At 36.0% G+C, this 19,469-nt stretch carries 18 protein-coding genes; 16 read left to right on the top strand and 2 right to left on the bottom strand.

Annotated features, from left to right (window positions below):
- Positions 1 to 64: 64 nt before the first annotated feature.
- Positions 65 to 640 (top strand): class D sortase, encoded by a 576-nt coding sequence (locus tag AC0VZ9_RS23145; protein WP_251175042.1) that lies wholly within the window; start codon positions 65 to 67, stop codon positions 638 to 640.
- A 100-nt stretch (positions 641 to 740) separates the two neighbouring features.
- Here AC0VZ9_RS23145 and AC0VZ9_RS23140 read toward each other — a convergent pair whose 3' ends face one another.
- Positions 741 to 1,856, bottom strand: coding sequence for a response regulator (locus AC0VZ9_RS23140; protein ID WP_252245414.1), 1,116 nt, complete (start codon positions 1,854 to 1,856; stop codon positions 741 to 743).
- A 112-nt stretch (positions 1,857 to 1,968) separates the two neighbouring features.
- On the opposite strand from AC0VZ9_RS23140, the gene AC0VZ9_RS23135 reads away from it, so the two are divergent.
- From AC0VZ9_RS23135 to galU, 13 genes are all read left to right on the top strand, one after another.
- Positions 1,969 to 2,433 (top strand): hypothetical protein, encoded by a 465-nt coding sequence (locus AC0VZ9_RS23135; RefSeq protein ID WP_475396753.1) that lies wholly within the window; start codon positions 1,969 to 1,971, stop codon positions 2,431 to 2,433.
- A 79-nt stretch (positions 2,434 to 2,512) separates the two neighbouring features.
- Positions 2,513 to 3,846, top strand: a protein-coding gene (locus AC0VZ9_RS23130) for an IS3 family transposase (RefSeq protein WP_475396666.1) whose coding sequence is annotated in 2 segments (ribosomal slippage) — positions 2,513 to 2,885 and positions 2,885 to 3,846 — 1,335 coding nt in all. Because the reading frame shifts where the segments join, the coding sequence is not laid out codon by codon here.
- An 87-nt stretch (positions 3,847 to 3,933) separates the two neighbouring features.
- Positions 3,934 to 6,465, top strand: coding sequence for an ATP-binding protein (locus AC0VZ9_RS23125; RefSeq protein ID WP_475396752.1), 2,532 nt, complete (start codon positions 3,934 to 3,936; stop codon positions 6,463 to 6,465).
- Between the two features lie 271 nt (positions 6,466 to 6,736).
- Positions 6,737 to 7,660, top strand: coding sequence for an NAD-dependent epimerase/dehydratase family protein (locus AC0VZ9_RS23120; protein ID WP_251175045.1), 924 nt, complete (start codon positions 6,737 to 6,739; stop codon positions 7,658 to 7,660).
- Positions 7,661 to 7,677: 17 nt separating this feature from the next.
- Entirely contained in the window at positions 7,678 to 8,421 is a 744-nt protein-coding gene (locus AC0VZ9_RS23115) for a YveK family protein (protein ID WP_217034008.1), read from the top strand.
- Entirely contained in the window at positions 8,414 to 9,055 is a 642-nt protein-coding gene (locus AC0VZ9_RS23110; protein WP_034296032.1) for a CpsD/CapB family tyrosine-protein kinase, read from the top strand. The genes AC0VZ9_RS23115 and AC0VZ9_RS23110 overlap by 8 nt, the downstream gene beginning before the upstream one ends.
- Before the next feature lie 30 nt (positions 9,056 to 9,085).
- Complete coding sequence (locus AC0VZ9_RS23105; protein WP_251175046.1) at positions 9,086 to 10,537, top strand: oligosaccharide flippase family protein; 1,452 nt, start codon at positions 9,086 to 9,088, stop codon at positions 10,535 to 10,537.
- 1 nt (position 10,538) lies between these two features.
- Positions 10,539 to 11,792, top strand: a complete 1,254-nt coding sequence (locus AC0VZ9_RS23100; protein ID WP_251266895.1) for an O-antigen ligase family protein — start codon at positions 10,539 to 10,541, stop codon at positions 11,790 to 11,792.
- Between the two features lie 16 nt (positions 11,793 to 11,808).
- A complete protein-coding gene (locus AC0VZ9_RS23095; protein ID WP_374940703.1) occupies positions 11,809 to 12,861 on the top strand; it encodes a glycosyltransferase family 4 protein in 1,053 nt (350 codons plus the stop codon).
- A gap of 97 nt (positions 12,862 to 12,958) precedes the next feature.
- Complete coding sequence (locus AC0VZ9_RS23090; RefSeq protein ID WP_475396751.1) at positions 12,959 to 14,314, top strand: sugar transferase; 1,356 nt, start codon at positions 12,959 to 12,961, stop codon at positions 14,312 to 14,314.
- A 73-nt stretch (positions 14,315 to 14,387) separates the two neighbouring features.
- Positions 14,388 to 15,161, top strand: a complete 774-nt coding sequence (locus AC0VZ9_RS23085; protein ID WP_475396750.1) for a glycosyltransferase family 2 protein — start codon at positions 14,388 to 14,390, stop codon at positions 15,159 to 15,161.
- Positions 15,162 to 15,359: 198 nt separating this feature from the next.
- Complete coding sequence (locus AC0VZ9_RS23080; protein ID WP_251266898.1) at positions 15,360 to 16,220, top strand: hypothetical protein; 861 nt, start codon at positions 15,360 to 15,362, stop codon at positions 16,218 to 16,220.
- A gap of 185 nt (positions 16,221 to 16,405) precedes the next feature.
- A complete protein-coding gene (gene galU, locus AC0VZ9_RS23075) occupies positions 16,406 to 17,290 on the top strand; it encodes a UTP--glucose-1-phosphate uridylyltransferase GalU (RefSeq protein WP_251175051.1) in 885 nt (294 codons plus the stop codon).
- 228 nt (positions 17,291 to 17,518) lie between these two features.
- On the opposite strand, the gene AC0VZ9_RS23070 is transcribed toward galU, so the two are convergent.
- A complete protein-coding gene (locus tag AC0VZ9_RS23070) occupies positions 17,519 to 17,743 on the bottom strand; it encodes a hypothetical protein (protein ID WP_475396749.1) in 225 nt (74 codons plus the stop codon).
- Positions 17,744 to 18,131: 388 nt separating this feature from the next.
- Here AC0VZ9_RS23070 and AC0VZ9_RS23065 point away from each other — a divergent pair, with 388 nt between their 5' ends.
- Both AC0VZ9_RS23065 and AC0VZ9_RS23060 read left to right on the top strand, forming a co-directional pair.
- The gene (locus tag AC0VZ9_RS23065) at positions 18,132 to 18,686 is read left to right on the top strand and encodes a signal peptidase I (RefSeq protein ID WP_251266900.1); all 555 of its coding nucleotides are present in this window, start codon (positions 18,132 to 18,134) and stop codon (positions 18,684 to 18,686) included.
- A gap of 20 nt (positions 18,687 to 18,706) precedes the next feature.
- Complete coding sequence (locus tag AC0VZ9_RS23060; RefSeq protein ID WP_251266901.1) at positions 18,707 to 19,420, top strand: hypothetical protein; 714 nt, start codon at positions 18,707 to 18,709, stop codon at positions 19,418 to 19,420.
- The last annotated feature ends 49 nt before the right edge of the window (positions 19,421 to 19,469 follow it).

The raw sequence follows: 19,469 nt of genomic DNA, 5'->3' as shown, positions 1-19,469 counted from the left end.
CTTGGGACTTAACATTTCCAAGTTGTTTTAAATACCGGTAACAAAAATGGAAGGAAAAGATAGGATGAAAAAAGCAGTCAGTACCCTGCTAATAATTACAGGCGCATTGATATTAACGATCTCCATCTGCCAATTTTACCAACAAAAAGTAAGTACAAACAAAACTCTGGAAAAAGCACAGCAGCTTGTCTTCAAAAGTGATGGACGGGCAAAGATGGTAGATCAATTTTCCCCAAAGGAAAACGATGTCATTGGAGTTTTGAATATCCCTAAATTAGAAAGGTCTTTGCCAATTATAGAAGGAACAGATGAGGAAATCCTGGAAAAAGGTGTAGGACACTATTCATCCACCGTGTTCCCAGGTCAGGATGAACAAATTCTCTTATCTGGTCATCGAGATACGGTATTTAGAAAGTTTGGAGAGCTGGAAATAGGAGACCGTTTAATTGTGGAAATGACATATGGGGAATTCGAATACGAAATAAGGAAGACGGAGGTTGTAGCATCTGATAATACGACGGTGATAGGCCCAAAAGGAGAGGAAGTTCTGACAGTTTCGACCTGCTATCCGTTCTCCTACATCGGTTCTGCACCGGATCGCTATATCATTTACGCCTATCCTGTGAAACAATTGGAATAGAAGACATGCTAGGTTAAAGCAGTCTAATTATATACCTAAAAGAGGCTATATCTTGGGAATATAGAGAAAAGTTCAGAGGGCTTTGGCCTGCTGAACTTTCTTAATTAAGCAGCTTTGAATACAAATCTTTTATTTGAGGGGCAGGGCTTAATGCCATTTCCTCTTCCAGCAGTTTTTCGTAGCACTGATAGGTTTTAAGGGCTTCTGACCGCAAGCCTATTTCAGCAAAGATTTGAATAAGATTAAGTACTGCAAATTCTGAATATGGTTCGACTTTCTGGTAAATTTTTAAGTATGATATTGCTTTATTTAAATCTGTGCGTTTTGTCTCCTTAATTGCCGCTGTCAGTATATGGAGCAGGGTTTCCTTGTATGTTTCTGAATATTCATAAACCCACTCATATGCATTTATTTCTAAAAATGGTCCTTTATATTTTTCGATTGCTGATTCAATTGTTTTAAAGTCCAGAGCTTTACTATTCAATATATCCTTGGCCAATTTATTAAATTCATCAGCATCAAAAAGTACATTATCAAGCATCAAACAGTAGCTTTGGTTTATAAAGCTAATTGGATTTGAAATGCCCAGCCCAGAAAAGGTTTTTCTTAAATGTGACAAACACGTGTGCAAATATGTTTTTGCATTTTTATAATCATGCTCTGGCCAGAGTTTTTCTATGATGATGTCGCGGTGAACATACTTTCCCATATTTGCAGTCAGGAATGCAAAAAGCTCCTTGGTTTTTGCTGTCCTAAATCGGAGTGGCTTCTCATTGAAGTATACTTGCAGCGCACCAAAACAATAAATTTTAAGGATCGGTTTGGTTTTGTTAACAATTGCCTTTGACTGTGACTGAGTTCGGGTTTTCAGACGCTTAACCGTTTTCTCCAACCTTTTGGCTGTAACCGGCTTTAGGAGGTAATCGATACTTTCAAGTTCAAATGCATTGACTGCGTAGTTTGTATGTCCCGATACAAAAACAACTTGGGTTGAAGGGTAAGAAGATAAAATTTCCTGCGCAAGTTCAATACCGTTTATGTCTTTCATTTCAATATCCAAAAATATTGCATCAATAGATTCATTTTTTAAATCATCAAAAACATTCTCGTGTGTAGTATAACTTCTGACAATTTTGATATCTGGGAAAATTTGCAGTTTTTTTTCAAGGGCCAGCAATGAAAGCTCTTCATCATCTATAATGATTGTCCTTATCATATTTGCCTCCTTACTTATAAATTTCTAAGTATTTCCTTTTCTGGTATTATACCTTACTATTATTAAAAAGCATAAAAATATGGAAAAATGTGAGTCAAGGGGAAGGACTGTCATGCAGCGTAAAATATCAATCATTGTTTCTATCTTAGTCTGCGCTTTTACACTAATAAGTATAATTAGAGAATCTGGATTAAACTGGGGAAGCCATTCTGCAGTAGATAAAGGTCAAATGCACCTAACATCTTCCGAAGATCTAATGGAATTAGAAGGAGAATGGGAATTTTATCCGAATAAATTAATTGACCCAGCAGATCTTGAGAAAAGTAATAGAAAGCCTATTTTTTTAAAAGTGCCGATGAAGTGGGATTCTCTATATAGCAATAAAGACCATCTAAAAATTGAGGCGGGAACCTATCGGCTAACTATAACTGTCCCAGAGGATGGAATGTATGGATTCAGAGCGGAGTCTATCAGACAATCGAGCAGAGTTTATATTAATGGAGAAAAAGCGGGTGGAATTGGCAATCCAAGTATAAATAAAAAAGAATATGAGTTCCGTGAAATGTACCCCGGATAGCGGACACTGATAAAAAAGTGCCCCTATCCGGGGTTTTTTGTGTTTCAATAGATTTAACAAATATGGGCGGAGGATTAACATGAGTAAGAATATTTATAATGAATTTCAAATTAAAGAGCTTGAAAAGAATCCTAATGTTTTATGCGCTTCTGAAAGGTCAATCTCCTATAGTCCTGAGTTTAAGCTAAAAGCAGTTACGGATTATAAAAATGGAAAAGCACCGTCGCAAATCTTTATTGAACAGGGCTTCGACCTTGACATGATCGGTAAGAAACAACCCCAGCGTTGTCTTAAGCGTTGGAGGGATTCATATGAAAGGTTTGGAAAGGAAGGTTTCCTTACGGAACGTAGAGGCAAAGGGAGTACCGGGCGTCCTTCTTTAAAGCAACTTTCCGTAGAAGAGAAATTAAAAAAAGCTGAAGCAAGAATTAAATTCCTTGAGGCAGAGAATGACTTCTTAAAAAAGCTGGAAGAGTTAGAAAGGCAGGCGTTGAAGAAGAAACGGTATTAACGGCAGCTGAGAAGTTTTCGTTGATCGAGAAAACCATCAGAATTCATCAGTTAAATAAAGCTGTTTCCTACCTGTGTGAACTGGCAGGTGTCAGTCGAAGTGGCTACTATGATTGGTTGAAGGCTGCACCATTACGGGCACAACGTGACGATCAGGATGAATTGGACATAGAGTTAATCCGAGAAATTTTCATAAGCAAAAGAGAAAAAGCAGGTGCACTCCAGATTAAAATGGTTATGGAGAATGATTATTCAACTGTAATGAACCACAAGAAGATTAGACGTTTAATGGCAAAATATTATCTTGTAGCTAAGATAAGGAAAGCCAATCCATATCGTAAGATGGCTAAGGCAACTCAGGAACATCGAACCTGCCCTAACCTTCTTGACCGTGAATTCAATCAGGAAGTGCCAGGAAAAGTTCTGCTTACTGATATTACTTATCTCTATTATGGAAAGGGCCAAAAAGCATATTTATCCTGCGTAAAGGACGGAGCTACAAAAGAAATTCTTGCCTACTACCTTTCCACGTCTTTAGAGATGGATATTGTTTATAAAACGTTAAAAAAGTTAAAGGCAGCTGTTGGCAACCACTTTCATCCAGAGGCCATATTGCATTCTGACCAAGGAATGCACTACACGCATCCTCTATTCCAAAGCAAAGTAAAAAAGCTTGGCCTAACTCAGTCAATGTCCCGAAAGGGAAACTGTTGGGATAACGCACCAATGGAAAGTTTCTTTGGACATTTTAAAGACTTATCAGAGTATAAATCACTTGATAATATAAAGGATGTAAAGAAAGAAGTAGATCGTGTAATCGAAGAATATAATCATCATCGTTATCAATGGGGCTTAAATAAAATGACCCCGGTACAATACCGGGACCACTTATTAGCTGCATAGGCGCTTTTTTATAAACTGTCCGTAAATGGGGGTACATTTCACCGTGAGGGCCCCTTTTTATTTTTCGGAAAAAGCAAGGATAAACGAATGGATGTTATTATTCACGCTGCCAATCGAGCAAGCCCTAACGGTGGAATTGTAAAACCCATACTATTCGGCGAGGCAGACCAAATAGTGCTTCAAGCCGCTCAAGAGAAACAGACCGAGGGATTTATTACAGCAGGATACCTGATTCTGTCTTTGCTTATTTTATTTCAGTATTTCCGGCAAAGACACGCAAAAAATGAACTGTATTTTGCCGCATTCTGTTTTTCACAGAGTATTTACATATCTACCCAAAAAGAAAAACTTATCTATTTATTTTACCCAGACATCTCCTCTAAGGTGCTCTTAAGCCTACAGCTGGGTTTTATTCATTTATCGGTTCTGTTTTTTCTATGGTTTGCCCATAGTACATTCAAGAAGCAGTCTTCAATAAAAATAACGAAGTGGATGTCTATTCTGCTTATTATAAAAATTGCCTATGTAAGTATAACGCCATTATTATTCTGGTTTTATTCATTGATACCAATGATATTTATGCAGGTTAGCCTAATTGGTTTACTTGGGAGTGTTTACATCTATATCCTGTTTATCCTTTTTCGAGCTTACAGGGAAAAGGTGAGCGGATGTGAATATATCCTAACTGCTGCCATTTCATTCACCTGCTATGGTGCTGCGTTAGGCATTGAATTATTCCTGCAGATTGATATAGGCAAGATACCCTTGTTTTTATTTTTAATCATGACGATATGCCTGTCTCTCTATATAGGCTATTTAAGACAGCTTTCTTTTATTATGATTGATAATCTCTCAAAAGACTTGCTGGTCCAGGATCAGCTAAAAAATGAGTTTTTGATCAAAACATCCGATAAGTTAATGGAACCATTGCGTACTTTTATGTGGCATTCCAAAAAGTTAATGGAAGGTAAGGAAGGGCCGTTAAATAAAAGGCAGCTTAAATATATCCTGGAGATGCAAAGTTCAGGGAAAAAAATAGATCGTCTAGTAAACAACCTAAGGCATGCAAGTTCCAGTATAAACCATTCATTAAGATTAAGACCAGTTCCTCTAGACGTTATCTCAGAAATGGTGCTTGAGCTGCGGGATGTCCTAAAGCTTCCTAAAGAAGTCAAACTGGTAGATGACATACCCAAGAAGATGCCAAGTGTAATAGCTGATAGCAATATATTGAAAGAAGTAATTTTCAATGTGCTCGATAATGCTATTCGGCATACAGCTTCAGGTGAAATTCGCATCAGTGCTTTTAGAGTGAGAGAGAGTGTGCATATCGAAATATCAGATACTGGGCAAGGGATGGATTCCTTATACCTGGAAAAAATATTTGAAACATTTTACCAGATACCTGACCATTCCAAACATGATGGGATTGGAATTGGCCTGAGCATTTCAAAGAAATTTGTCCATCTTATGAAAGGTGAGATTTGGGCAGATTCTTCAAAAGGCAGAGGATCAACCATTACTATAAAGCTCCCAGCCGATAAAAATCTTTTTTACGAAGATAAAGATTTACTTGGGGAAGTTTCTGCTGACTTGGAATTGTTACGTGATTATCCTGAAGAAATTGGCAATCATAGCAGAAAGGAAATTGTATTTGCATGTGCCAATACCGAAAATAATCAATATCTTAAATACTATTTAAAGAGTTCTGGTTACTCGATTACAATTTCTCATGATGAAAAAACTGCTTTTGAAAAGGTTGAAGGTGTGATGGCGGATATGCTGATTATTGATTTAAATCTGGGGAATCAGTCTGGTATTGCACTTTGCCAAATGATCAGAAAAAGGTACCTCTTAACAGAACTGCCTATTCTCATGATTGGGTCAACAAATCAAATAGTGCCGATACTCGATAGTATGGAAATTGGAGCCAACGAATATATTCAAAAACCAGTTGATAAACTAGAGTTACTGGCCAAAATCAAATCCTTATTCGCTATGAAGGATTCTGTTAGCCAGTCCATTCACAATGAATTAAGTTACTATCAAGCGCAAATCACTCCGCATTTTTTATATAACACTATGAACACTATCATTGGGCTGAGTTATCAAAACGCGGATAGGGCAAGGGATGCGCTTGAACATCTGGCAGTTTATTTTCGATCTAAACTAGATTATACGAAGCATCATAGCATGGTCTCGATAGAGGAAGAAATGGAACTAGTCGAATCCTACTTAGCAATTGAAAAAATCAGGTTTGGTGACCTATTATTCTTTGATTGGGATATAGATGAAAGCATAGATATAATGCTTCCATCCATGACAATTCAGCCGCTAGTAGAAAATGCCGTTCAGCATGGCGTTTCCAAAAAGAAAGACGGTGGACGAATTAAGCTATCCATTCGTCAAAAAGGAAATAAGGCTGAAATAGTAGTAGAGGATAACGGAATTGGAATGTCAAAGGAAAAGCAAAATCAGCTTTATAGGGGATATAACCACCGGATAGGCTTCATTAATCCATATACAAAGGTGAAATTAATAAAGAATGCAACTTTTGAATTAATAAGTGAGGAGGGGAAAGGGACAAAAGTAATCATTACAATGCCAAATGAGAGATAAATTCTAGACGAAGAAAAGCTGTCCCCATTATTAGGGACAGCTTTTCTTGTTTAAGTCCTACAAAAAATAATAGGATTAAGGTTCAATTTAAATCGAATATACAGTTTTTCTTAATACTGGATATTATTTGAAAATAATAGTAAAAAAGTATGGTTATATAATGGCTGGGACTACATATATTTGTTTAAAGAGTCAGGTTTTCTCGAATCAATGGTGAAAAATGAACTATCAATTCGAGGAGAAAAATTCTTTAAACGGAAAGGTGAATACTATGAAGGTTTTGTTAACCGGCGGAGCAGGATTTATTGGTTCCCACATTGCCGAAGAGCTTATTAAAGAAGATTATGAAGTCGTTATTTTGGACAGTTTAGTAACTGGACAAGAACACAATATTCCTGCCGGAGCTAGATTTTACCATATTGATATATGCGGAAATTTAGATCCAATTTTCCTGGCAGAAAAACCGGATTATGTAATTCATCAAGCTGCACAAGTGTCAGTTTCCAATTCATTGATTCATCCAAAATTAGATGGAGAATCAAATATTATTGGAACAATCAATCTTTTGAATGCATGTGTAAGGCATCAAACGAAGAAATTTATATTCGCATCCACAGCTGCATTATATGGAAATCCAAAATATTTATCGATTGACGAAGAACATCCTGTATTACCTATATCCTTTTATGGCTTATCGAAACTAAATGCTGAATCCTATATTAAGCTTTTTTCAGATCTGTACGGACTGTCTTACACAATTTTACGGTACTCGAATGTTTATGGCATGAGGCAAGATACAGAGGGTGAAGCAGGAGTAGTTGCTATTTTCATTGAGAGGGCAATAACTGGACAATCCTTGAATATTTATGGAGATGGTTTCCAGACAAGAGATTTTGTATTTGTAAAGGATGTTGCCAAAGCAAATGCAGCAGCTATTCTTTATGGTGATAATGAAATAATTAACATAAGTAATAATACTCAAACTTCCATTAAAGATATTGTAAACGAGCTGAACTATCTATTAGAGTCTGAGGTTATGCCAATTTACCATGAGGAAAGGGAAGGAGATATAAGGCATAGCTGTTTATCAAATAAAAAAGCTCTTAAATTGCTGAAATGGGAGCCCCGGTATACTTTTATAGATGGTTTAAGAGAAACGGTTGCCTTTATGGACCAAATTCAATTAAAGGCATAAAAGTTTTGGAGGTTTCCATGAACGAACATATAGATCTAAAAACATTTTTCAAGATAATGAAAAAAAGATGGCTGACCATTATTTTTACTGTGATTTGCATTTTCCTTCTGACTTTGTGTCTGTCCATTTATGTTATAAAGCCGACTTATGAAGCAACTGAGAATATACTTATCGGCAAGCTGACAAAAAAGGATGGGCAATATGGAGATTCACAGGAACTTAACATGCTGCTTGCTTCAACAATTGATCTAATTAAGAGTCCGATTGTCCTGAATTCTGTTAAAGAACAGTTTAATTTGGAAGATGATGAACTAGAGAAAAAGTTAGCTGTCCAAAACAATCGAGACTCACAAATAGTCAACGTAGTGGTAAGAGGGCATGATTTGGGTACGACCAAGGAAATTGCCAATACGATTGCTAAAACAACAGTTAATAAAATGAATGCTCAGTTTGATGTGCAGGATATAAAGCTATTAAGCGACAATGATACAGACCCATCGATTAAAGTTGTCGGAAGTTTGTCATTGAATATCGCAATTGGTCTGGTAATAGGCCTTTTTCTTGGAGTGGGACTTGCCATGTGCAGAGAGTATTGGGATGAATCAATAAAAAATGTAAACGAAGTAGAAATGACTTTGGGACTTCCTGTCCTGGGACAGGTTAATTTAAAAAAAAGCAAAAGAATGTATAAGAATAAAACTGGAGTTAAACATCAGGCATCCTTAGTAAATAATGAAAAAGGGAGACAAATCGGTGTTTAAAAAAAAGAAAATAAAAAAATATACCAAGATGGTCCAACAAAGTGGCCAATCCATTTGTTCAGAGCAAATTCGTATGATTAGTACTTATATAGAACATTTATATGATAGTGAATCCCCATTATTAATGGTAACTTCACCCAGTGAGGAGGGACAGAAATCTATTATCTCTTCTAAATTGGCGATTGCTTTTGTCGAACAGGGAAAAAAGGTGCTTTTGGTAGATGCAAATATTCGCAGCCCTTCACTCCATCATTGGTTTCAGATGAAGAATGAAAATGGATTTACAAATGCAGTTAGGTATGCGGAAAGCATCCATTTGAATAGTAAAGAGACGCTTATTCCAAACTTATTCGTAATGCCTGCAGGTCCAGTTCCTTCAAATCCATCAGAAATATGGGTAGCCAGCAAAATAAAGGATATGGCAAGCTGCTGCAGGACAGAATACGATGTTGTTATTTTTGAGGCACCGCCTATTTTATCTGCATCAGATTCTCAAGTGTTAGCGAGTTATTGTGATGGAACCATATTAGTACTTAAGGAAAACAAGACAAAAAAAGATGATGCTTTCAAAGCAAAAATGAAGTTAGAACGGAAAAACAGCAAAATATTAGGGGTTATTTATCAAACAGGTTAATGCCTAACTAACACGCGGGTGGCTATGCCATTGAAAAAATTACAGAAACATACTATAGGAAAAAATATATTTCACTTATTTTATAGTACCGCCTTATCGAGTGGTTTAAATGCTGCTGCCTTAATTATTTTAGCTAATTATCTGCAATCCTATTATTATGGCATGTTTAGTGTAGCGTTAGCTTTTGCAATGATTATGGGATATTTAACAGATGCCGGGCTGAACAACATTGTGTTAAGAGAAGGATCTAAGAAAGACGTGGACCTATCAATTCTAATTTCCTCTTATTTGAAGGTTAGAATCATTTTACTTGCTGTTTCTCTCTTATGTGGATTTGCCATAATTCATTTTACAAATTCATGGAATAAAGAGTTCATTTTAACATCATATTTTTTAATTATTCCTATGGTGTTAGGGCTTACTCTGCAAAGTATTGGAACCATATTCTTTCAAATGATTGAGAGAATGCACTATTGCGGCTTAATCCGGATTATAGCCTCTGTTTGTTTAGTTGTCACATTGTCTGCTGGATTAATATTTAATTTAAACCATTTAATCATCTGCACTTTATACGGCTTTTCTTACCTGGCAGCAGGAGCGTTTGGAATATATAAAGTACGCCAATACGTGCAAATACGAATGAAAAGTTCGTTTCATAAGGGACTATTGCGAAATATTGGATCATTTTCGCTTGGTGGCCTGCTTTTTGTCATTTTACCTCATTTAGGCCCTCTTATTATAGAAAAAACTTTGACCCTAAGTGAAGTAGGCATATTTGCAGTTGCATACCGGATCCCCCAGGCACTGCAGCAAATCCCGTTTATTATAGCAGGAGCTTACTACCCTGTGTTATTCAGGGCATATAATAATAATCAACTACAGGAGCACTTACATAAAAACATTACTCTTATTAAACTGATGGCATTGGCTGGTATAACGATAACAGTTCCCCTGTATGCTAAATCGGATGCAGTTATCCGTTTATTATTTGGTGAAATGTGGATTGATGCTTCATTTCCGCTAAAGATTTTATCTTTAATGGTTACTCTGCAGGCTATAAATATTGCATTAGCTGACGGGCTAACTACTAAAGGGCTGCAATCTTACCGAACTGCCATACAGGCCATAGCCATTATTACAGGCATCCTTTTATATATTCAGTTCAGTAAATCATATGGCATAGCCGGTGCTGCATGTGCAGGAGCGGCAATTGAAGGAATTGCACTTTTGGGGTTTTGGATCTGTAATCCTAATCGCTGGATAATAGCAAAAAAAGCTTTATTTCCATATTTATTATTTTTTGCTATCTGCATCTGCAGTATAAAACTGTTTACTGATTCTCACTATATCATCGTTTTCTTATTTCATTTTCTTCTATTGGTTCTAGTCATTTTCATAGATAAAGAGATGAAGAATATGATTCTTGATGTTATGACAAGAGTACTTAATAAATGGAGGGTCAAGGAAACGCAGGGAGGATAAGATGGACCAAGGTATTATGATCAGAAAACAAAAAGCCAGCTTCACGCTATTCTTCCTTTTTTTGCTCGTAACTATGGCAAATTATTATATTTACATCGGTTTTGCCATAAAGCCATACTTGATCTTTTCTTTTTTATATTTACTAGTCCATATAAGTTCATTTTACTTTCAGCGCCTGCATGGATTTGAAGTGGCAATGCTGATTTTTTACTTAATGTATAGTTTTACAGGAGCGTTTGCGTTATATCCCTCTGCAAGTATAAGAATTTTACTGGGGATTATACTTTATATTGCATGTTATTTCATTATTAAATCAATCATCGGCCGTACTAATAATTGGACTATCGAAAGAGCTATTGCCGATGCAGGTGTTTTGTTTAATACCCTAAGCCTCATTTTATATTTGATAGGGCTGCAGAGACTCGGCTTTGACTTTGAGGGTGACAGAATCTATGAATGGGGTGTGATGCTTGACCGTAATTACCCAAGGTTAATCGGAGTACTGCAGGATCCAAATTACTTTGTCTTTTATAATACTCTCTTTTTCTGTTATTTTTTATGCCATTCAAAATCCATGAAAAATAAAATGGGATTGCTCCTTTGTATTCTTACAAATTTATTAACCTTTTCAAGGGGAGGACTATTAGTATTATTGATTATTCTATGCCTTTATATTTTGAAAGATAAGCCTTTAAAAAGGATAAAGCTTCTAGCTGGGATGGTTGTTTCTCTATCAGCTGCTGTTTACCTTGCGGTCTTCTATATGAAATTAGATCTTTTCAGTATCTTAGGATCTAGAATAGAAGATCTTGCAGAGGATGGCGGAAGCGGAAGATTGGAATTATGGGGAAGAGCCTGGGATTTCTTTGTTTCCAATAAGTATTTAGGAATTGGAGCTTATAATTTTCCCGCATATAATTCATTTCAATATGGTGATTCGCTTCAGGTCCATAACACCTTTTTGGAGATTTTATCAGAATCAGGATTAATCGGCATATCCTGTTTCGGTGTGTTTATTCTTACAGTGTTTATGCAATTGATCCAAAGTAAGTTATATAGAAACAAACCCTATCTCTTACTTGTTTTTTTTGGAATAATACTTCAAATGGGATTCCTCTCGATCATTATTAACGATATGTTTTTTTTGTACTTAGCGATCCTATCAACCTATTTGCATAATGAACGGAACAAAAATCAAATAAATCAGCGAGGCGCAGTGATTTATCCTGTCCATTCCGCAGAAAAAAATGAATAGGAGGTGAAGGCAAAGCGTGAATATCCTGGTTATTACAGACAAATTAGATTTCGGAGGAGCTGAAATGTATTTTTGTAAATTAGAGAACCTCATGCATGATTCAAATATTACTTTTCACTTTGCAGCAGGACACGGCCAACTGTACGAAAGAATCAAAAATAAACACCGTTTTCACGAACTAAGCAGAACGAGCCATACTCAGAATATGAAGAAACTGGTAAAGATAGTTTCTGATGAAAAGATTGACCTGGTTCACGCGAATAGTTTAAGGATGGTTCTTTACTGTATATGTGTCAGAAAAATATCTGGCATTAAATTTAAAATAATGTATACAAAGCATAATGTAACAATCCTTGAGAATAGAAGCCGCAGGGTCTTTGCCTATTTAATAAATAGGTATGTTGAAAGAGTGATCACAGTAAGTGACTTTGAAAAAAACAACCTTATTAAGGCTGGGATAAAGGCAAACAAAATTAAGACTGTGTACAACGGAGTAGATTTGAACCAATTTGGCTTTAATCAAGAGGAAAAAGGTGATTTTTTTAAAGTTGGTATATTAGCAAGATTATCTGAGGAAAAAAACCATGAATTATTTATTAGAATTGCAGATCAGCTAAGAGATAAACCGCAAATTATATTTTATATTGCGGGTGATGGTCCAAGGAAGCAAAAAATCAAAACCATGATTGAAACCTGCAATCTGTCTCATAAGGTTAAATTGATTGGTTCTGTGAACAGACCGGAGGAATTTATAAAAAATATAGACATTCTGCTCTTAACTTCTTATCGTGAGGTATTCCCAATGGTTATTTTAGAGGCTATGGCTGTGGGAACCAACGTTATTTCTATAGATCGGGGCGGTATAAGGGAAGCCATTATTGATAAAGAGACTGGTTTTTTAATAAGCAGTCATTCAGCAGAAGAGTTTTGCCGAATAATACTAGAAATGGAATCCGATGAGTCACTTAAATATAAGCTAATTGAAAATGCCAGAAGAAAAGTGGAGGATGAATTCTCATTAGATAGCATGGTGGAAAATACTCTCGGGGAGTATCGGAAGTGTTATTAATATGTGCTATTACAAATCCGCCCTCTGAGCTGGAAATTCCTATTATGGATTTGAGCCAAACTTCCCCCAAGGACACTGTGAAAAGGAGTAGTGTAAATTGATTTTGGCCATTTTGGATATCGGGTTGGTTTTTTTAGGGTATATAGTGACTATTTGGTTTTACCATGTATTTTCAATACCTGCAGAATTAGAATCCTTAAATTTACTCTGGTTATTGGTACCCTCAGCAGCAGCTTTCATCTTTTTCTATTTCTTTGATTTATATAAGAATTTACGCGGAAATTCTTTAAAAACACAGCTTTATTCCCGTGTTTTACCAATGATATTATTTTCAATCTTCGTTTCCGCTTCATCCGGCTTAGGATCCTTATTGTTTTATCGGAAAAGCTTCTTTATTGAAGCAGTCTTTATCCAAATTATTTTGCTGGCGGCCGTTCATGCCGGAATATGGCTTATTGCTAATAAATTACATGGCCGTAAAAGAGTAATCATTATTTGTGAGGATGAGAATACTGGCCAGTCTTTGGCACAAAAATTCCATAGGCATAAGTGGTTTGAAATTTCAGGATATTTACCTTTAAATCAAATAGCGCATTTAGAAAACTACGTAAATAAATTCGATGTATTTCTCCTTGCACCTACTATAATCGGACAGTTAAAAAGCGACATCCTCAACTTATGCATCAAGAACGGGAAGGAGGTCCTGATCGTTCCTCATGTTTCGGACTTGTTTGTACAATCTGCTAAATCACAACAAGTTGGTGATATGCTGGTAATTCCAATTAATGCTCCTGGATTAAACATTTGGCAGCGGATAATTAAACGGGGTTTTGATGTAGTCACATCAGTAATCCTGCTTGTACTTGCAAGTCCGATTTTTTTACTGTTGCTTATAATAATCCCACTGACCTCTAGTGGTCCAGCTATATATAAACAAGAACGGATAGGGATAAATGGAAAACCATATTGGATCTATAAATTCAGAAGTATGATAGAGGATGCTGAAAAAATAACCGGTCCTGTATTGGCTGCAAGTAAGGATACAAGGATAACAATAATTGGAAGATTCTTAAGGGCTATTCGTTTAGATGAGCTCCCCCAGCTCCTTAATGTATTGAAAGGGGAGATGAGCTTAATTGGTCCAAGACCGGAAAGAGAATTCTTCATTAGCCAATTTAAAGAAAAACTTCCCGATTATCCTTATAGATTATCAGTTAAACCGGGCATTACAGGACTTGCTCAAGTATTAGCTTACTATTCTACGACCGCTGAGGATAAGCTGCGCTTTGATTTATTATATGTGCGAAATTATTCCTTTTCATTGGATCTAAAAATTTTGTTTCAAACATTGCAAGTAGTCCTTCAGCGAGATAGAGCTCAAGGATTATTGAAGAATAACAATTATGGACATCAGAATCTAATAAAAAGTCTGAAACAAGATAAGGCAATTTAGAGATTACTTTCTAATCATTTGTTTATGAAGATATACTCCAACATGAAAAATGAATATTGAGGAGATGCCAAAAATGGGAACTTCAGTTCAGGATCTTGTTTCGATTATTACTCCGTCATATAATTCTTCAAACTATATTTGCTCTGCAATCCAATCCGTTAAAGCACAAACTTTTCAGAACTGGGAATTGATTATTATTGATGATTGTTCTTCTGATGACACATTAGAGAAAGTAAAAAAAGAGATGCATGATGAATCCAGAATTAAAGTAATACAGCTGAAAGAAAACAAGGGTCCTGCCTATGCCAGGAATTTAGGTATTGCAGCAGCAAAAGGGAACTACCTATCCTTTCTTGACAGTGACGATATTTGGCTTCCGGAGAAACTGGAAAGACAGTTAATGTTCATGAAAAGAAATCACATAGCTTTTTCATATACAAGCTACAGAATAATGAATGAAAGCGGGGAAAAAGCAAAAGAAGTTATTAATGTCCCGCCAAGAACGACTTATCATAGCTTACTAAAAAATACGGCGATAGGGACACTTACTGTAATGCTTGATATAAGACAATTAGGGTTCGTGCAAATGCCTTTATATAGAGATTGTTCAGAGGATTTCGGACTTTGGCTTTCCATTTTATCTAAAGGGATCCATGCATATGGCCTAAATGAGGAGTTGGCTATTTATAGAAAGAGAGAGCATTCCCTATCAGGCAATAAACTCAGATCCGCTCAAAAAACATGGAATACCTATAGGAAAGTAGAGAAAATTAATTTCGCTTCCGCACTATGGTATTTTGCAAATTACTCAGTAAATGCCTTAAAGAAGCATTCAATAATCAGTTAATAGAAAACAGTTAACCGGCTCTCAAGAAAAAATTAGGGGCTGGTTCTTTTCTTTTACTTATTGTTTACTAAAGAATAATTGAAATCAATCATTCGAATTCTTCCAATTTAAATATTAATTTTGGATGCATAGGTTATTCGTTTATTCGTTGAATTTAAAGATACATACAATATAGTAATAAATTGGATGGAGTGAGTTATGATGGCAGAAAATCCAAATATTGTTTACGTTGAAGATTTCGCCGGCAGTACAGCACAATCGAAAATTCAGGCGGCAATAAATTTCGCCTTTCAAAATAATAAAAAAACCGTTATTGCAGCAAATAAGGATTATTACATGACAGGTAACGTTATTATCAAACAGGGGGTGAAGCTGCAAGGCAGTTATGGGACAAGATTTATCATTGGAGCAAACGTTAGAGGATTTGAATTAGAGAGGGATGCTTCGCTGTGGAACGCCAGAATTATGGTTGATTATAAAGGCTACACCAAAGAGGTTATTTATTTGGACGGAAAGCATAAGTACTATAACACATGGCATAATGCTTCACTAAATAACATTGTGATAATAAATTGGTCAGGAACAGTATCAGGAACTGGAATTCACTTGTATTCAGGCGGGAGTGGACATGAAATCTCTTTTGTGAATTTTATGGATATCAAAATTGTAGGATTTGCGAGAGGGCTTTATTTAAAAGCAGTTAAACCTGCAAGCGGATTTGCTTACGTGAATGCAAATCGTTTTGATAAGATTTCTTTGGATGATTGCATTGATAATATTATCTTGGAAGGGAGCGAAACCATTCCAAATGAATGCAGCGGAAATTCCTTCACAAATTTACAGATACAGCCAACACCCAACACTAAACGAATTATGACCATTCAAGGGCAAATTAATAAAGTTGACGGAATTTGCTGGGATCTGGAGCAAATACAGCATTCGGACCCTATTTTTATATTTAAAGCAGAAAGCAATTATAATTATTTAGACATGAGAACAATACCTGCAAATCGCATCTTAAATAGTGGGAAATCAGGCAACCGCTTCGAACCACTTTAATAAACATTTAATACAGTTTAAGGTTCGACATGCAGTGTTAAAGATTCCTTTAAAAAATTTAGAGCCTTTCTAGCAACTCATTTGAAGTTTTTCTTCTGATTGTAGGCAGTAGTGCATACTAATAGTAGTACGAGACAAGGGAAATGCAGATACTGCTTAAGGAGTTTTTTTTGGGGGGATCTTACATGAAAATTCGAAAAGCAATCATTCCGGCTGCGGGTTTGGGAACTAGATTTTTACCGGCAACTAAATCACAGCCAAAGGAAATGTTGCCTATAGTTGATAAGCCAACACTTCAATATATTGTAGAGGAGGCAGTGGAATCCGGGATAGAGGAAATTCTAATAATAACAGGAAGAAATAAAAGTTCGATTGAAGATCACTTTGATAAATCTTTAGAACTCGAACTTGAGCTCGAAGCAAAGAAAAAATATGAATTACTAAATGAAGTGCGCTCTATCTCAGAGATGATCAATATTCATTATATTCGGCAAAAGGAGCCAAAGGGACTTGGTCATGCGGTATATTGTGCAAAAAGCTTTATTGGCAATGAGCCTTTTGCAGTTCTATTAGGCGACGATATTGTATATGGAAAAAAACCATGTTTAAAGCAATTGATAGAAGCCTATGAAGTATATAAAACAACAATTCTCGGAGTCCAAACAGTAAATACAAATGAAATCAGTAAATACGGCATAATCCAAGGTGAATATATTAAAGAAAGCATATTCAAGGTAAACAGTCTGATTGAAAAACCCTCTATTAAAAATGCTCCATCTAATATAGCAATTCTGGGCAGATATATCATTACTCCTACGATTTTTGATATCCTCGAAAATGCCCCTCCAGGATTAGGCGGTGAAATTCAGTTAACAGATGCACTAAAGGAATTGTCAAAGGCAGAATCACTATTTGCGATTGCTTTTGAAGGAACTAGGTATGATGTTGGGGATAAATTGGGTTTTTTACAGGCAACAATTGATTTTGCGCTAAGAAGAGAAGATCTAAGAGAAGAATTCCTTAGCTATCTATTTAAAATTCTAAAGAAAGAGAAAATACTCGTAAAATAAATCGTGGATTCCCTGTTATATAAAATCATCGTTTAGAAAGAATCCTATAATATAATAACTTTGTGTAATTGAAGATATTTGACATTATTTTATAAAGAGCAGCGGCTTTTCAATTCTGGTCCCACCAATGAGCAAAGCAAATGGAACCAGAATAGGAAAGCTATTTTATTTATTCTGACTAATAAAAGAGATAAGGAAAGAGTAATATCCCAAAAGATATCAATTTCTTTAATAAAGCGGCTGCTGGTTATGACAAGGAGGAAATCCATTAATATCCTGAATCATAAAGGCATCATATTGCTTTAAGGCAAATTGAGCTTGATACAAGTATTCAATAACAAGAACCTTTGTACCTGATACTCCGCATAAAACCCACGTTGCACCTTGCCCATTGGTGAATGAAATCCCAACAGGCTGGCCTGTTAAATATCTGATTTTTTGCTGCCAAGGCATTGCCATCACTCCTTTTGTATATCCTATTAGATTGGAAAAAATGGATGCCTGTATGATTTACCGTGTGAAAACAAGCTGCAGCTGAAATTTTTATAATAGTACAAGCCTTAAGCAGACAAAGCTTGGGGGAATTACTTAGGTGATATAGACTGGTTATTTAGGCATGCTTCGGCTATCTGCGCATATTTTTAAGAAATCCAGTTCCTCAATCCTGGATTTTTAGGAATGAATACCTGTATCTTCATGAGTAATTTCCTCTCTTAAAACCCCAATACAACAACTTTTAGAACTGTGCAATAATATAATTATTAATCAGAATAGTAATTAAATTCTGATTAAATCTGTCAATATTATTACTAATCATATATACGGGAATAGAGGGTGAGTATTGGAAAAAGTAATGTTTTTAGTAAAAAAAACAGTCCCAGCAGCAATTATATTATTCATCATGATGATCATACTTTCCATCTTTGCAAGCATTAGCAGCAACAAACCATTAACCGTTTTTGGATTTAAACCGCTGACCGTATTGTCGAATAGTATGGTTCCTGTCTTTGAAGCGGGGGATGTCATTATTACTAGAGAGATTGATGCAGAGGACCTTAAAGAAGGTGACATTATCTCTTTTTACAACGAAGAAAAGAACCTCATTACCCATAGAATAACATCTATCGTTGAAAAAAATGGGGAAAGACTTTTTTTTACAAAAGGTGATAACAACAATACGGCGGATGAAGAGGCTATAACAGCAGGTGACATAGCAGGAAAAGAGCTGTTTCATATTCCGAAGCTCGGTTTTCTTTCCAGCTATACGAAAGGGCCGATGGGCTTTCTGCTGTTCATTGTTCTTCCATTAACAGGTTATATTTGTTTAACCGTATATGAAAAATTGAAGCAAGCGAAGAAGCAAGAGAAGAAGCAAGAGGAGTTTACCAAATCATAATAAATAATAGGGGGATACACATGTTTAAGTTGAAAAATGCCTTTTTAGGAAGTGCGTTAGTCGGAGCGATTGTTGTGTCAGGCAGTTTTGGTACATATTCCTGGTTTACCTCCCAGACGAATGCTTCAGGTGAGATTACAAATGGCACACTGGAAATTAACAACAGCCAGGACATGCAGACAAAAATTATCGAAGCTACCGGGTTTGCTCCTTCTCAATTAAAATATGGGGAGTGGCTGAAAATAGAAAACACTGGAGATATGGATGCTTATCTGAAAGCTACATACAATCAGTCTCTAAGCACAGATGTTCCTTTAGATGCCTATAAGGTTGGATACATTGCCTATAAGTTTTCAGAAGGGCAAGAAATGACCGAGGATATTCTGGAAGAATCAAGAATTTATCTTGACCAGCTTTTCAAAGGAACGACTAATGAAGTTACGCAGGCAGCTAAGACCATTGCTCCTGGAGTTGAAATGATCGTAGGGTTTGTAGAGGGAGCAGAGGCTGAACCAGCTGCAAAAGGCATGGCAGGAAAACCAAAGATGTTGTTAGGCGATGGATCAAAAGAGGGTGAGAAGCATGAGTTCTGGCAATTAAACGATGACCAGTACATCGATCTTTCTTTCGCTATTAAACTTGATGAAAATGCAGGAAACGAATATCAGGGAGTTACATATAGTTCAAACTTAAATGTAACAGCTAAACAAATGGATGATGGAGCAAAATATTAATTAGTTTTATAATATTAATAACAAGCCACTGAATGTACAAAACGGTGGC

The organism is Cytobacillus sp. QJM3NY_8, from assembly GCF_056173585.1.
The sequence above is the reverse complement of the archived record's forward strand: the minus strand, read 5'-3'. Positions and strand labels throughout refer to the sequence as shown.